This is a genomic window from Kribbella sp. NPDC003505, from assembly GCF_040610875.1.
GTDB lineage: Bacteria > Actinomycetota > Actinomycetes > Propionibacteriales > Kribbellaceae > Kribbella.
Genome location: NZ_JBEXNA010000021.1, coordinates 102,710 through 115,374, shown reverse-complemented (window position 1 = coordinate 115,374; position 12,665 = coordinate 102,710). Strand labels below are relative to the sequence as shown.

Genomic DNA, 12,665 nt, shown 5'->3' with positions numbered 1-12,665 from the left:
TTTGCTGCTCTGCCATCTCTCCCTCCTCTCCCCCCCCGGTGGGGGGGTCCCCCGCTCGGGGGGGGGTGTCCCCGGGTCATCCGGGGGGTCCCAACCCGCAAGCTCAGGGGTCAACCCCTCCGCCGCCGGGGGCGGGGCGACGGCGGAACCGGACGGGGTGGAGAGTGTCAGAAGTCGGCGGCGGCGGAGTGCATGACGGCGCGGATCTCGACCGAGCGGCCGCCGGCTCGGCTGTCCGGTAGCAGGCGGGCGAGTTCGACGGCGCGGTCGCGGTTCTCGACGTCGATCACGTAGTAGCCGTCGATCCGGTTCGGCTCGGCTGCCGGCAGGCAGACCGACAGCCGGCGGTCCGCGAGCAGTTCGCCGCCGACCAGTTCACCGGCGTCCCGGGCGACCCGCTCGAACTCGTCGCGCTGCAGCCGCGGCTCACCCTCACCCTGCAGGATCAGTAAGAACTTCATCGGCGCTCTCCTCTCACAGGTACGACGGAGTCGAGCGCGTGGTCTTGACATGATGACCGGATGTTCGTGCAGACCGACCGGCTGATCCTGCGCCGCTTCACCCCTGCGGACGCCGAGCAGTTCGCCGCGTACCGCTCCGATCCGGCCGTCGCCCGCTTCCAGTCCTGGGACGCGCCGGTGCCGCTCGAGGAAGCGCGGCAGACGGTGGAGCGGTTCGCGGAGGGCGATCCGGAGGAGCCCGGCTGGTTCCAGTACGCCGTCGACCTGGACGGCGTCCTGATCGGCGATCTGGGGCTGAACCTGTCCGAGAACCTGATGCAGGCCGACCTCGGTTTCACGCTCGCGACGCCGTACCAAGGTCAGGGCTACGCGTCCGAAGCCGTGCGCGGCCTGCTGCACCACCTGTTCGTGGACCGCGAACTGCACCGGGTGTCCGCCGAGGCCGACGCCCGCAACACCGCGTCGGTCCGGCTGCTCGAGCGTGTCGGTTTCACCCGCGAAGGACTGCGGCTGTCGAACTCCTGGTTCAAGGGCGAATGGACCGATGACGTCCTGTTCGGCCTGCTCCGCGACGACTACCTCAGCCGGCTACCGCCCACGCCCGGGCCGTCAGCTTGACGGATCCGTCCGCCTCGATCGGCAGCCGCGCCCGGACCGCCTCTCGCAGTGCCTCCTGGTCCGCGGGATCCAGGCTGCGCAGGTACGCCGGCGCGACGCCCTGTCCGCCGAGGAACGGCTGCCAGTAGTCGTCGAACGACGCGAACTCCGTCGGTACGACGATCTCGCGCGTCCGCACATCGGCGAATCCGGCCTCGCGGAACATCTCCTCGACGCCTTCGGCCGTACAGAACGGGAACCGGCGGCCCTCGTCGTGGTCCCGGTCCTGCGGCCGGACGTCGAGCATCGCGTCGAAGAAGTACCGCATCAGCTGCATACCGCCCGCGTAGTCCCACACGTACGCGGCGACCGTGGTACCGATCTCGCGCATCCGGCGCAGCGCCTCGACCCGCTCAGGGACGAAGTTGAGCACCAGACCCGCGACCACGACGTCGAACGGGCCGTCCGGCAACTCGGCCGCGGACCGGACCTCGAAAGACGCCCGCGGGTCCTGGACGGCCTGGCGGGCGTAGCCGATGAAGCCCTCCGACGGGTCGATCCCGAGCACCGACGCCGGATCGGCCGCCGCGAGGATCGTGCTGGTCAGCGCGCCGGTGCCGCAGCCGACGTCGAGCCAGCGCAGCCCGGCCGGCGGCGCCAGCCAGCCGACGAACTGCGGCGCGACGAGCCGGCTCCAGCGCCCGACGTACGACTCGTAGATTCCCCCGCTCGACCATTCAGTCACTTGCGCAGGATAGACGGCAGCGAGACCCCCGTCAGGCCTTCCGAGACCTGCCACAGCCGGGCGTTGAGCTCGGGGTCCGTGGCGCTCTTCGGGTTGCGGACCAGCGTGGTCGGGCCGACCAGGCCGAAGCGTCCGGCGGGTCCGTAGTACTCGCCCGACTTGGCCGCGGGGTCGGCGGCGGCGTACAGCAGCGGCTCCGTGCCGATCTCGACGTCCTGCTTCGGAAGCGGGTTGTAGCGCATCATCAGCCGGTTGAGCAGCGACGGGCGCTGGCGGCCGAGGGCGGCGCCGGCGGTCTGCAGGTTGGTGCGCGTGTAGCCGGGGTGCGCCGCGACGCTGACCAGGCCCCAGTCCCGGTCGACCGACAGCTTGGCGAGGTGGTTGCTGAGCATCAGGTCGGCGAGCTTGGACTGGGCGTACGCCGAGGTCGGGCGGTAGCGCCGCTCCCACTGCAGGTCGTCGAAGCCGATCCTGCCCAGGTACGCCGCGCCGCTCGACATGGTCGCGATCCGCGGGGCCGGGGCGGCCAGGATCAGCGGCAACAGGCGGACGGTGAGCGCGAACGGGCCGAGGTAGTTCGAGCCGAACTGCAGCTCGAAACCGTCCTTGGTGGTCATCCGGGCCGGCGGCGTCATCACGCCGGCGTTGTTCACCAGCAGGTCCAGGTGCGGCTCGTCGGCCGCAAGCTTCTCGGCGAACTCCTGGACCGAGGCGAGATCGGCGAGGTCGATCCGCCGCACCTCGAGCTGGGCGTCCGGCTGCTCGGCGAGGATCTCGGCGCGTGCCGCCTCGCCCTTGGCCGGCGTCCGGACCGCCATCACCACCCGCGCACCGGCGGCCGCGAGCCGCTTGGCGGCCTCCTTGCCGGTCCCGCTGTTGGCGCCGGTGACGACGACGAGCTTGCCGGTCTGGTCGGGGACGTCGTACATGCTCCACACTCCATAAAAGACTGATGGTCTGTTATGGCTCTGACGTTATCAGACCGATGGTCCGATAACAACAGACCGTCGGTCTGTAGACTGTGGGCATGACTTTCCAGCGCGCCCGGACTGCCGAGCAGCGAGCCGCGCGACGGCGGGCGATCCTCGCCACCGCGGCCGCGATGCTGACCGAGATGCCGGTCGCGGACGTCAGCCTGAACGAGCTGAGCCGTCGCGTCGGCCTGGCGAAGTCGAACGTGCTGAACTACTTCGACTCCCGCGAGGCCGTCCTGCTCGAGCTGTCCAGCAGCGAACTGGCGGCCTGGGTGGAGGACCTGGCGAGCGCGACGGCGGACATCGCCCCCGCCGCGGAGACCGGCGAGCGGGCGGAGCGTCTGGTCGCGACGATCGTCGGCACACTGGCGAAGCGGCCGGTGCTCTGCGACCTGATCAGCTCACAGGCTGCGGTGCTGGAGCGCAACATCACGACCGGGACCGCGCTCGCGTTCAAGCGCGCGGCCGCGGTGGCGTTCGAAAGGATGATCGCGGTGATCGCCGGCGTGCTGCCGGAACTGGGGCCGGACGGGGCGGGCCGTTTCATCGCCCACGCGAGCCTGCTCGCGGGCGCGCTCTGGTCCCACTCCCATCCGGTCCCGGCGATCCTGGCCGCCTACGAGACCGATCCGGGCCTGGCCGCGCTCCGGCTGGAGTTCGAGCCGGCCCTGACCGACGGTCTTCGAACCTTGCTGTACGGCGCGTTGCCGCGTCAGGGCAGGTAGTAGTTCGGGTTCGGCAGCTTGAAGGTGCGGTCGGCGTAGCCGCCCTTCAGGTCGGAGAACTGGTCGCCGAAGTTCGCGACGATGTCGTAGCCGAGGGACTCGATGTGCGCGCGGGTGGCCGACTTGTAGTGGATCGTCGTGCACGCGCCGTTCGGGTCGTTCGCGCAGGCCTGCTTGAGATAGTCCGGGTAGTTCGCGACGGCGGGCTTGGTGAACAGGCCGTCCTCGCCGTTGCTGAGCGTCGTCGGCTTCGGGTAGCCGGCGTCGACGCCGATACCGTCCTCGGTGAGGTTGCCGAGCGTGGCCTGCTCCTGCGCGGCGCCGCGGCCGGTCAGGAAGAAGATCGCGTACCCCTCGCGCTCGGCGGTCTTCACCATGTCGACCATGCCCGGCACGGCCGGGAACCGTTGGTTCAGCACGTAGTCGGCGTTCGTGACCGGGTTGTACGCCCAGTTGCTGAAGATCTCGTAGTTCCAGGTGGCCAGCGTGGTGTCGTCGACGTCGAGCACGATCGCCTTGGTCTTTGCGCCGGTGTGGTGCGACGCGGAGATCCAGTGCGTGCCCGCCGCGGCCGCCTTCTGCGCTTCCTTCGCGTAGTTGCTGTCCGCCGCGAACGTGCCGGAACCGAGCGGGTCGCCGTAGTAGTTGCGCAACTGCTGGCGCAGGACGTCGATGTTGGTGACCTGCTTCTCGCTGTGCGGCGTCGACGTCTGGATCGCGGGCTGCTGCGTCGCGACACCGGCCGAGTACGCGACCCCGCCGACGACCGACGTCATCGCGACCGCCGCGACGCTGCTCAGAACCATGCGGCGGGACGGCCGGCGCCAGGAACGGAATGCCCGGAATGTCATGGTGACCCCTCCAAAACGGGAAAAGCTTGCGAAGGCACGCTAACTCCATCCGCCGCCGATGTACCTGCCGCACGCCGCAACTCCAGGGGAAACCTGCGTTCAGACAGGCTTGACGTAGCGGTGGCACGGGACCGGGATGCTGCCGGTGCCCACGGCCGCCGGGTAGTCGAACGCGCCGCCGTCCCGCCAGCCGTTGCGCTCGTAGAACCGGCGGGCCCGCGCGTTACCCGTCGCAACGGCGAGCCAGGCCTCTTGGTGGCCCGCTGCGCGCACCTGGCGCTCGGCTTCGGTGAGTAGCGTGCCGGCTACGCCCGATCCGCGATGCGCGCCCGCGACGTACACCTGCTCGACCTCGTCCCCCACCACCATCACGAATCCCGCGACCTCGTCACCGACGACGGCCACCGTGGTGTCCGCGATCCGTTCTGCCGCACGGGTCCAGAACGATTCCTCGGTCCGTACGGCGACCAGCTCGTCCGGCACATGCCCCAGGTGCCCGTCACGCCAGCCGGCGTACCAGATCGCGGCCACCGCCTCCGCGTCCCCGGCAACAGCAGGTCTCACAGTCATGCCGTCAGGGTAAGCACCAACGAGGCGCACGCCATGCCCAGGAAGAAGACCGCGAGGAAGAACTGTGCCGTGTAGTCCGTGACGCGCACATGCGTGTACAGCGCGCAGACGAAGAACAGCACCAGCCCGATCGCGGCGGCGGCCATGAGCGCCGGCGACCCCACCAGCAGACCGGCGAGCAGGCCCAGCGCACCGGCCGTCTTCATTGTCCCGATCGGGAAGCTGAGCCAGGACTCCGGGACACCGGCCTTCACCATCCCGGGCAGGATCGCCTTCCAGTGCAGGAGGGCGGCGATGCCGGAGAACGCGTTGATCGCGACGGTCACCAGGACGACGAGCTGTAGCGACATCAGATCTCCACGTGGCTGAGCTTGTCGGGGTTGGTGATCGCGTAGATGCCAGTGACCTGGTTGCCCTCGACATCGAGTACGACGACGGCGAACGGCGTGTCGCCGGACAGCAGCAACGCGGACGGATCGCCGTTCACCCTTCGGTAGCGCACGTCGAGGGACGGCACCGGGCGCCGGACCCGGTCGCCGATCAGCAGCGGGCCGATCCGGTCCCGGCCGAGCACCGGGTGCAGCCCGGCCGCGCGCGCCTTGCCGCCGCCGTCGGCCCACAGCGTGACGTCCGGCGCGAGCACCTCCAGCAACGCGTCGAGGTCGCCGCCGACGACCGCCTCGACGAAACGCTGCGTCACCTCGAGCCGCACCTGCGGATCCGCGACGAACCGCGGCCGGCGCGCCTGGACGTGCTCGCGGGCGCGGTGGGCGAGCTGCCGTACGGCGGCCGGCGTACGCCCGAGGATCTCCGCGACCTCGGTCAGCTGGTACCCGAACACCTCGTGCAGCACGAACACCGCCCGCTCCAGAGGCGACAGCGTCTCCAGGACGACGAGCATCGCGAGCGACACTGCCTCGGTGCGTTCCACCGGGTCGATCGGCGTCACGACGGGCTCCGGCAGCCACGGCCCGACGTACTCCTCCCTGCGGCGGCTGATCGACGTACGGCGGGCCAGTGCGGCGTTCACCGCGACGCGCACGAGGTACGCGCGCGGGTTCTGGACGCCGGACCGCCCCGACCAGGCGAGCCAGGTCTCCTGCAGCACGTCCTCGGTGTCCGCGACGCTGCCCAGCACGTTGTACACGATCGAGAACAGCAGCTCCCGATGCTCGAGGAACTCCTCCGTTGGGTTCATACCGCTGATGAGGTTTCCGGGCGGCGAAGTGTGACATCGCCGCGATGAACCCGGCGCGACCCTACGCTGACTGCGCCGGGCTCATCGACGAGAACAATGGCTATTGGTCTGATCCACCCCGACGATCCGTGTTTCTCCTGGACGGACTCGGTCGCCGAAGCGGTCAGTGAAACCACGAACCGTCCCATCCGCTGGCGCGGCATCGACATCGTGCAGAAGCCGGCGGGATGGACACCGCGCGACCCCAAGGACGACCTGCGGCAGCTGAGCATTCCGCTCTTCCTGCCCGAAGACCAGGCCGACTCGATCCGCAGGAACGATTGGCCGAGGTCTGGCCGAAGACCGAGTCCGCGAAGTTCCTCCCCGCCGACCAGATGCCGAACCTCACCTTTCCCGGCCGGGATCCGGCGGCCGCGGCGGCGACCCGGGCGCTGCTGACCGAAGTCGTCCGGCAGCAAGGCGGGACGCCGGCCGGTCCCGAGGACTTCGCCGCACTCTCCGACTGGATGCTGTCGGTGAAGTCCGACCAGCGCTGGGAAGCAGTGATCTCACTGCTTCCGGGCACCGACGAACTGTCCGAGGGCGAGCGCTGGCGGGCGCTCGGCACTCTGCGGCGCGACTTCTCCGCGGCCGTCGAGCAGGGCAAGCCGGAGCTCGCGGCCGAGTCCGTCCGGACGGTCGCCGCGAAGGTGGATCCGCTGCTCAGGCGGCTCACTCAGGACCCCGCGATGACGCCGCTCACTCCGGGTCGTACGCCAGGTTCGGCCGCAGCCACCGCTCCACCTCCGCGACCGGGAGCCCCCGACGGACGGCGTAATCCTCGATCTGATCGCGGCCGAGACGTCCGACGCTGAAGTACCGTGACGCCGGGTGCGCGAAGATCAGCCCGCTCACCGCGGCCGCCGGCGTCATCGCGAACGACTCGGTCAGCCCGAGCCCGATCTTGTCCGCGCCGAGCAGCTCGAACAGGTCCAGCTTCTCGGTGTGGTCCGGGCTGGCCGGGTAGCCGAGCGCTGGCCGGATACCGCGGAACCGCTCTGCGTGCAGGTCCTCCAGCACCGGCTCCGCGCCGGGCTCGAACCACGCCCGCCGCGCCTCCAGGTGGATCCACTCCGCGAACGCCTCCGCGAGCCGGTCGGCCAGCGCCTTCACCATGATCGCCCGGTAGTCGTCGTTGCGGTCCTCGTACGACTTCGCCAGCGCCTCGGCGCCGTGGATCGCGACACCGAACCCGCCGAGGTGGTCGCCGGCCGGGGCGATGTAGTCCGCCAGGCAGCGATTGGCGCGGCCGGCGGGCTTCTCGGTCTGCTGCCGCAGCATCGGGAACGACCGGCCCAGTCCGTCCAGGACGATGTCGTCGCCCTCGCTGTGCGCCGGCCAGAACCCGTAAACACCCTCGGCGGTGAACGACCCGTCGGCGATGATCTCGTCCAGCAGGGTGTTCGCGTCGTCGAACAACTCCCGCGCGACCGGCTGCTCCAGGATCGCCGGGTACTTCCCCTTCAGCTCCCAGGCCAGAAACAGGAACTGCCAGTCGACCATCGCTCGCAGGGTCTCGATCGACGGCGACACGTGCCGCAGCCCGGTGAACGCCGGCACCGGTAGTTCGCCGTACTCCACCGGCTCCTTGTTCGCCCGCGCCTCGGCCAGCGTCAGCATCGGGGCGCGCTGCTTGTTCGCGTGCTGCTCGCGCAGCCGCTCCTGCTCGATACTGTTGCTCTTGGCAAGCTCTACGGCGCGGTCGGCGTCGAGCAGGTCGGACACCACGCCGACCACCCGTGACGCGTCCAGCACGTGCACCGTGGTGTTCTCGTACGCCGGGGCGATCCGGACCGCGGTGTGCTGTTTCGATGTCGTCGCGCCGCCGATCAGCAGCGGCAGCTTCAGCCCGCGCCGCTGCATCTCGTCGGCCACCGACACCATCTCGTCGAGGGACGGCGTGATCAGCCCGGACAGGCCGACCGCGTCCGCGCCCTCGGCCACCGCGGTGTCCAGGATCCGTGCCGCCGGCACCATCACGCCGAGGTCGATCACCTCGTAGTTGTTGCAGCCGAGCACCACGCCGACGATGTTCTTGCCGATGTCGTGGACGTCGCCCTTCACGGTCGCGAGCACGACCTTGCCCTGGCCGCGGACCATCTCCGCGCGGCCCTCGCGGCGGGCCTGCTCCTTCTCCTCCTCCATGAACGGCTCGAGGTAGGCCACCGAGCGCTTCATCACCCGCGCGCTCTTCACCACCTGCGGCAGGAACATCTTGCCCGCGCCGAACAGGTCGCCGACGACCTTCATGCCGGCCATCAGCGGACCCTCGATCACGTCCAGCGGACGCGGCAACTGCCGCCGCGCCTCCTCGGTGTCGTCCTCGATGTAGTCGACGATGCCGTGCACGAGCGCGTGCGACAGCCGCTCCTCGACCGGGCCCTCGCGCCAGCTCAGGTCGACCTCGCGCTGCTTGCCCTTGCCCTTCACGTTCTCGGCGAACGCGACCAGCCGGTCGGTGGCGTCGTCGCGGCGGTTGAAGATGACGTCCTCGACCAGCTCCAGCAGGTCCTTCGGGATGTCCTCGTAGACCGCGAGCTGGCCGGCGTTCACGATGCCCATGTCCAGGCCGACCTTGCCGGCGTGGTACAGGAACGCGGAGTGCATCGCCTCGCGGACGATGTCGTTGCCGCGGAACGCGAAGGACAGGTTCGAGATCCCGCCGCTGATGTGCACGCCCGGGCAGCGCGCCTTGATCAGCGGCAGCGAGTCGATGAAGTTCTTCGCGTAGTCGTTGTGCTCGGCCATGCCGGTGGCGACGGCCAGCACGTTCGGGTCGAAGATGATGTCCTCGGCCGGGAACCCGATCCCGGTCAGCAGGTCGTACGCCCGCCCGCAGATCTCCACCTTGCGCGCGACCGTGTCGGCCTGGCCCTGCTCGTCGAAGGCCATCACGACCGCGCCGGCGCCGTAGTCGCGGATCCGCCGGGCGTGATCGAGGAACTCCTCCTCGCCCTCCTTCAGGCTGATCGAGTTCACCACGCCCTTGCCCTGCACGTGTTTCAGCCCGGTCTCCAGCACCGACCACTTCGAGCTGTCGATCATGATCGGGATCCGGGCCACCTCGGGCTCGGTCGCGATCAGGTTCAGGAACGTGGTCATCGCCTGCTCGCTGTCCAGCAGGTCGGCGTCCATGTTCACGTCCAGCAGGTTCGCGCCGCCGCGGACCTGCTCCAGTGCCACGTCGACCGCGGCCTGGTGGTCGTCGCCCTCGATCAGCCGGCGGAACTTCGCCGACCCGGTGACGTTGGTCCGCTCGCCGATCATCACGAACCCGGTGTCCGGCCCGATCCTGAACGGCTCGAGCCCGGAGAACCGGGTGGTGTGGTCGGTCCGTACGACGTCGCGCGGCGCGAGGCCGCGCACCGACTCCGCGATCCGCTCGATGTGCGCGGGCGTCGTACCGCAGCAGCCGCCGACGATGTTGACCAGGCCGGACTCCGCGAATTCCTGCAGCAGCGCCGAGGTCTGGTCGGGCGTCTCGTCGTACCCGCCGAACGCGTTCGGGAGGCCGGCGTTCGGGTGCGAGGCGACGTACGTGCCGGCGAACCGCGCGAGGTCGGCGACGTGCGGGCGCAGCTGCGCGGCGCCGAGCGAGCAGTTGACGCCGACGACCAGCGGGGCGGCGTGCTCGACCGAGCTCCAGAACGCCTCGACGGTCTGCCCGCTCAGGGTCCGGCCGCTCAGGTCGACAATGGTCACCGAGATCCACAGCGGCAGGTGCGGCGCGACCTCGCGGGCCGCGGCGACGGCGGCCTTGGCGTTCAGCGTGTCGAAGATCGTCTCGATCAGCAGCAGGTCGACGCCGCCCTCGGCGAGCGCCGCGATCTGCTCGGCGTACGCGTCCTTCACCTGCTGGAAGGACACCGCACGGTACGCCGGGTCCTCGACCCGCGGGCTCAGCGACAGCGTCACGTTCAGCGGGCCGATCGACCCGGCGACGAACTTGTCGCCGGCCTCGTCGGCGGCCTGGCGGGCCAGTCGCGCGCCGGCGACGTTCATCTCGCGGACGTACTCCTGCAGGCCGTAGTCGGCCTGGCCGATGCTGGTCGCGGTGAACGTGTTCGTGGTGGTGATGTCGGCGCCGGCCGCCAGGTACTGCCGGTGGACGTCGAGGATCAGGTCCGGCCGGGTCAGGTTCAGCAGGTCCGGGTCACCGGTCACGTCGTGCGTGTGGTTGCCGAACCGATCGCCCTGGAAGTCGGCTGTCTGCAGCTTGGCGCCCTGCAGCATCGTGCCCCAGGCGCCGTCGAGGACCGCGATCCGCTGATCGAGCAGCTCCCGCAGCGCGGTTTCACTCATCTGCCAACCCCTCCAGAAGAAGAACTCTCCGGAGGCGCCCTTGCAGTCGGTGACCAGGTCGAGCGTGGCGGACCTGGGTCCGTTGCAGCGCCTCTCGGCCTGGATGCTCCATGTTAGTGGCGTCACACCTGACGCCAAGCGCCCCGTCCACATTCTAGGACGGGTGTTCAATCAGTGGATGAGACGCTGGAGCGCGGGCGCGTAGAGCTCGACGACGGTTCCCGGGTCGGCGGCGGCGATCGGACCGGTCTTGTCGATCGCGAGCATCGCACCCAGGCCGAGCAGTTGCGCGGTGATCAGGCCGGCGCGCACCTGGGCGTCCGGCCCGGTCAGGCGGGCGGCGAAGGCACGGGTGACCTGATCGCGGAAGTGCTCACGGATCAGGGCCCGTTCGTCACCCTTGCCGGCCGCGAACACCACCCGGACCAGCAGGTCCTGGTCGTTCGCGCGGCGGTACTCGACCAGGGTGCGGACGGCGTGCTCACCGAGTCGCTCGTTCGGCGCGGCGAGCAGCAACTGGGCTGCCTCGGTGAAGTCGGCGACCCGCTCGAACAGCGCCTCCTTGCCGCCGAAATGCTTGACGATCAGGGCCGCGCTGACACCCGCTTCCGCGGCGACCCCGCGCAACGTGACCGCGTCGTACGGCTCCCGCGCGAACGCCTTCCGGGCCGCGCGAAGGATCGCCGTCCGCCCCGGATCGGTCACGGCGTCGTGACCTCGTACGCCGGTGCGGGACGCCGGACCGGGATCAGCAGCACCAGCCCGGCGGCGACCAGGGCCGCGACGCCCGCGATCACGAACACGATCAGGTACGCCGACAGCGCCGGCGCGACCCGGCCCGCGTTCGTGAGCGTGATGTTGGCGAGCACGGTCGCGACGATCGTGCTGCAGATCGCCTGCCCGATCGTGCGCATCAGCGTGTTGAGTCCGTTCGCGGCGGCCGTTTCGGTCACCGGCACAGCATGCATGATCAACGCCGGAAGTGCCGAGTACGCCACGGCCGTTCCGGCGCTCACCACCGTCGCGCCGACGACGATCCCCGCGACGTTGCCGCTGGTGAACAGCCGCACGACGTACCCGGCCGCCATGATCACGGACGCGATCGCCAACGTGAACCGCGGCCCGCGGGCGGCGGAGATCCGTGCGGACACCGGCGACAGCAGCACCATCGCGACACCGCCGGGCAGCAGACACAGGCCACTGACCACGATGGATTCGCCCAGCCCGTACCCCGTCCAGGTCGGCTCCTGCACCAGTTGGGCCGTGGACAGCGAGTTGGCGTAGAACGCGAAGCCGATCAGCAACGCGCCGAGGTTCGTGAACAGCACCTGGGGTCGCGCGGACACCCGGAGATCGACGAGTGGGCTGGTGGTCCGCAGCTCGTACCAACCCCACAACGGGATCAGCAGCACCGCCGCGCCGTACAGACCGACGATCGTCGGCGTACTCCAGGTGCTGCTCTTCGACACCGCGAGCAGCAGGCAGACCAGGAACCCGCTCAGGCCGAGCGCGCCGGTCACGTCGAAACGGCCGCTGGTGCGAACGGCCGACTCCGGCACGATCAGCAGCACCAGCACGATGTCGAGCAGGCCGAGTCCGAGGTTGATCCAGAACATCGTGTGCCAGTTCGCGTACTCGACGACGAGCGTCGCGGCCGGGATGCCGAACGCGGCGCCGATGCCGAGGGTCGAGCTCATGATCGCGATCGACGGGATCACCCGGCGCGGCGGCAATTCGTCGCGCAGGATGCTGATGCCGAGCGGTACGACCGCGACCGCGGCGCCCTGGAACGCGCGGCCGACGATCAGGACGCTGAGGTTCGAGCTGCTCGCGCAGAGCAGGGAGCCGACGACCATCGAGGACAGGGCGATCAGCAGCACGCGGCGTTTGCCGTACATGTCGCCGGCGCGGCCGAGCAACGGCGTGAACACCGCGCCGGTGAGCAGCGTGACCGTGATCAGCCAGCTGACGTCGGACGCCGGGCTGTGGGTGATCGCGGGCAGTTCGGGGAGCAGCGGGACGACGATCGTCTGGCTGATCGAGACCAGGACGCCGCAGAACGCGAGCGCGGCGAGGATCAGGCGGGGGCGAGCGGGCACGGTCGGCGGAGTCCTCACGGTGGTGAACAGTTGTTTACTCGAGGCATCGTAAACGCTCGTTCACCCCATCCGGAAGTGGACCGGGAAACCGCTCACCGATTGGA

Annotated in this window: 13 protein-coding genes and 1 riboswitch; of the genes, 3 read left to right on the top strand and 10 right to left on the bottom strand. The window is 69.8% G+C overall.

Features of this window, described 5'->3' with window-relative positions:
• Window positions 1–167 precede the first annotated feature (167 nt).
• Window positions 168–461, bottom strand: a complete 294-nt coding sequence (locus tag ABZX12_RS42620; protein ID WP_355701196.1) for a hypothetical protein — start codon at window positions 459–461, stop codon at window positions 168–170.
• A 60-nt stretch (window positions 462–521) separates the two neighbouring features.
• Between ABZX12_RS42620 and ABZX12_RS42615 the strand changes: the two genes are divergently transcribed.
• Window positions 522–1,079 carry a GNAT family N-acetyltransferase gene (locus ABZX12_RS42615; RefSeq protein ID WP_355701195.1) on the top strand — a complete coding sequence of 186 codons (558 nt, stop codon included), beginning with the start codon at window positions 522–524 and terminating at the stop codon, window positions 1,077–1,079.
• Here ABZX12_RS42615 and ABZX12_RS42610 read toward each other — a convergent pair.
• The gene (locus ABZX12_RS42610) at window positions 1,042–1,803 is read right to left on the bottom strand and encodes a class I SAM-dependent methyltransferase (RefSeq protein ID WP_355701194.1); all 762 of its coding nucleotides are present in this window, start codon (window positions 1,801–1,803) and stop codon (window positions 1,042–1,044) included. The genes ABZX12_RS42615 and ABZX12_RS42610 overlap by 38 nt on opposite strands.
• The gene (locus tag ABZX12_RS42605) at window positions 1,800–2,732 is read right to left on the bottom strand and encodes an SDR family oxidoreductase (RefSeq protein ID WP_355701193.1); all 933 of its coding nucleotides are present in this window, start codon (window positions 2,730–2,732) and stop codon (window positions 1,800–1,802) included. Before ABZX12_RS42605 ends, ABZX12_RS42610 begins: the two co-directional genes overlap by 4 nt.
• Before the next feature lie 98 nt (window positions 2,733–2,830).
• On the opposite strand from ABZX12_RS42605, the gene ABZX12_RS42600 reads away from it, so the two are divergent.
• Complete coding sequence (locus ABZX12_RS42600; protein WP_355701192.1) at window positions 2,831–3,502, top strand: TetR family transcriptional regulator; 672 nt, start codon at window positions 2,831–2,833, stop codon at window positions 3,500–3,502.
• Here ABZX12_RS42600 and ABZX12_RS42595 read toward each other — a convergent pair.
• The 4 genes from ABZX12_RS42595 to sigJ all read right to left on the bottom strand — a co-directional run bounded on the left by ABZX12_RS42595 (window position 3,490) and on the right by sigJ (window position 6,121).
• Window positions 3,490–4,353, bottom strand: coding sequence for an HAD family acid phosphatase (locus ABZX12_RS42595; RefSeq protein ID WP_355701191.1), 864 nt, complete (start codon window positions 4,351–4,353; stop codon window positions 3,490–3,492). The two genes, ABZX12_RS42600 and ABZX12_RS42595, sit on opposite strands and share 13 nt — an antisense overlap.
• A gap of 99 nt (window positions 4,354–4,452) precedes the next feature.
• Window positions 4,453–4,923: a GNAT family N-acetyltransferase gene (locus ABZX12_RS42590; RefSeq protein WP_355701190.1), complete on the bottom strand. Its 471-nt coding sequence runs from the start codon at window positions 4,921–4,923 to the stop codon at window positions 4,453–4,455.
• Complete coding sequence (locus ABZX12_RS42585) at window positions 4,920–5,273, bottom strand: DoxX family protein (RefSeq protein ID WP_355701189.1); 354 nt, start codon at window positions 5,271–5,273, stop codon at window positions 4,920–4,922. Before ABZX12_RS42585 ends, ABZX12_RS42590 begins: the two co-directional genes overlap by 4 nt.
• On the bottom strand, window positions 5,273–6,121 hold the full coding sequence (gene sigJ, locus ABZX12_RS42580) for an RNA polymerase sigma factor SigJ (RefSeq protein ID WP_355701188.1): 849 nt from the start codon (window positions 6,119–6,121) through the stop codon (window positions 5,273–5,275). Before sigJ ends, ABZX12_RS42585 begins: the two co-directional genes overlap by 1 nt.
• A 320-nt stretch (window positions 6,122–6,441) precedes the next feature.
• Between sigJ and ABZX12_RS42575 the strand changes: the two genes are divergently transcribed.
• Window positions 6,442–6,975 (top strand): hypothetical protein, encoded by a 534-nt coding sequence (locus ABZX12_RS42575; protein WP_355701187.1) that lies wholly within the window; start codon window positions 6,442–6,444, stop codon window positions 6,973–6,975.
• On the opposite strand, the gene metH is transcribed toward ABZX12_RS42575, so the two are convergent.
• The 3 genes from metH to ABZX12_RS42560 all read right to left on the bottom strand — a co-directional run bounded on the left by metH (window position 6,860) and on the right by ABZX12_RS42560 (window position 12,561).
• Window positions 6,860–10,462: a methionine synthase gene (metH, locus tag ABZX12_RS42570; RefSeq protein WP_355701186.1), complete on the bottom strand. Its 3,603-nt coding sequence runs from the start codon at window positions 10,460–10,462 to the stop codon at window positions 6,860–6,862. The two genes, ABZX12_RS42575 and metH, sit on opposite strands and share 116 nt — an antisense overlap.
• Window positions 10,463–10,487: 25 nt before the next feature.
• Window positions 10,488–10,564: riboswitch (S-adenosyl-L-homocysteine riboswitch) on the bottom strand.
• Window positions 10,565–10,633: 69 nt separating this feature from the next.
• Window positions 10,634–11,167, bottom strand: a complete 534-nt coding sequence (locus ABZX12_RS42565; RefSeq protein WP_355701185.1) for a TetR family transcriptional regulator — start codon at window positions 11,165–11,167, stop codon at window positions 10,634–10,636.
• Window positions 11,164–12,561, bottom strand: a complete 1,398-nt coding sequence (locus tag ABZX12_RS42560) for an MFS transporter (protein ID WP_355701184.1) — start codon at window positions 12,559–12,561, stop codon at window positions 11,164–11,166. Before ABZX12_RS42560 ends, ABZX12_RS42565 begins: the two co-directional genes overlap by 4 nt.
• Window positions 12,562–12,665 lie beyond the last annotated feature (104 nt).

Coding starts and splice junctions, on each gene's coding strand:
- ABZX12_RS42620 (WP_355701196.1), bottom strand. CDS start 461: ATGAAGTTCTTACTGATCCTGCAGGGTGAGGGTGAGCCGCGGCTGCAG.
- ABZX12_RS42615 (WP_355701195.1), top strand. CDS start 522: ATGTTCGTGCAGACCGACCGGCTGATCCTGCGCCGCTTCACCCCTGCG.
- ABZX12_RS42605 (WP_355701193.1), bottom strand. CDS start 2,732: ATGTACGACGTCCCCGACCAGACCGGCAAGCTCGTCGTCGTCACCGGC.
- ABZX12_RS42600 (WP_355701192.1), top strand. CDS start 2,831: ATGACTTTCCAGCGCGCCCGGACTGCCGAGCAGCGAGCCGCGCGACGG.
- ABZX12_RS42595 (WP_355701191.1), bottom strand. CDS start 4,353: ATGACATTCCGGGCATTCCGTTCCTGGCGCCGGCCGTCCCGCCGCATG.
- ABZX12_RS42590 (WP_355701190.1), bottom strand. CDS start 4,923: ATGACTGTGAGACCTGCTGTTGCCGGGGACGCGGAGGCGGTGGCCGCG.
- ABZX12_RS42585 (WP_355701189.1), bottom strand. CDS start 5,273: ATGTCGCTACAGCTCGTCGTCCTGGTGACCGTCGCGATCAACGCGTTC.
- sigJ (WP_355701188.1), bottom strand. CDS start 6,121: ATGAACCCAACGGAGGAGTTCCTCGAGCATCGGGAGCTGCTGTTCTCG.
- metH (WP_355701186.1), bottom strand. CDS start 10,462: ATGAGTGAAACCGCGCTGCGGGAGCTGCTCGATCAGCGGATCGCGGTC.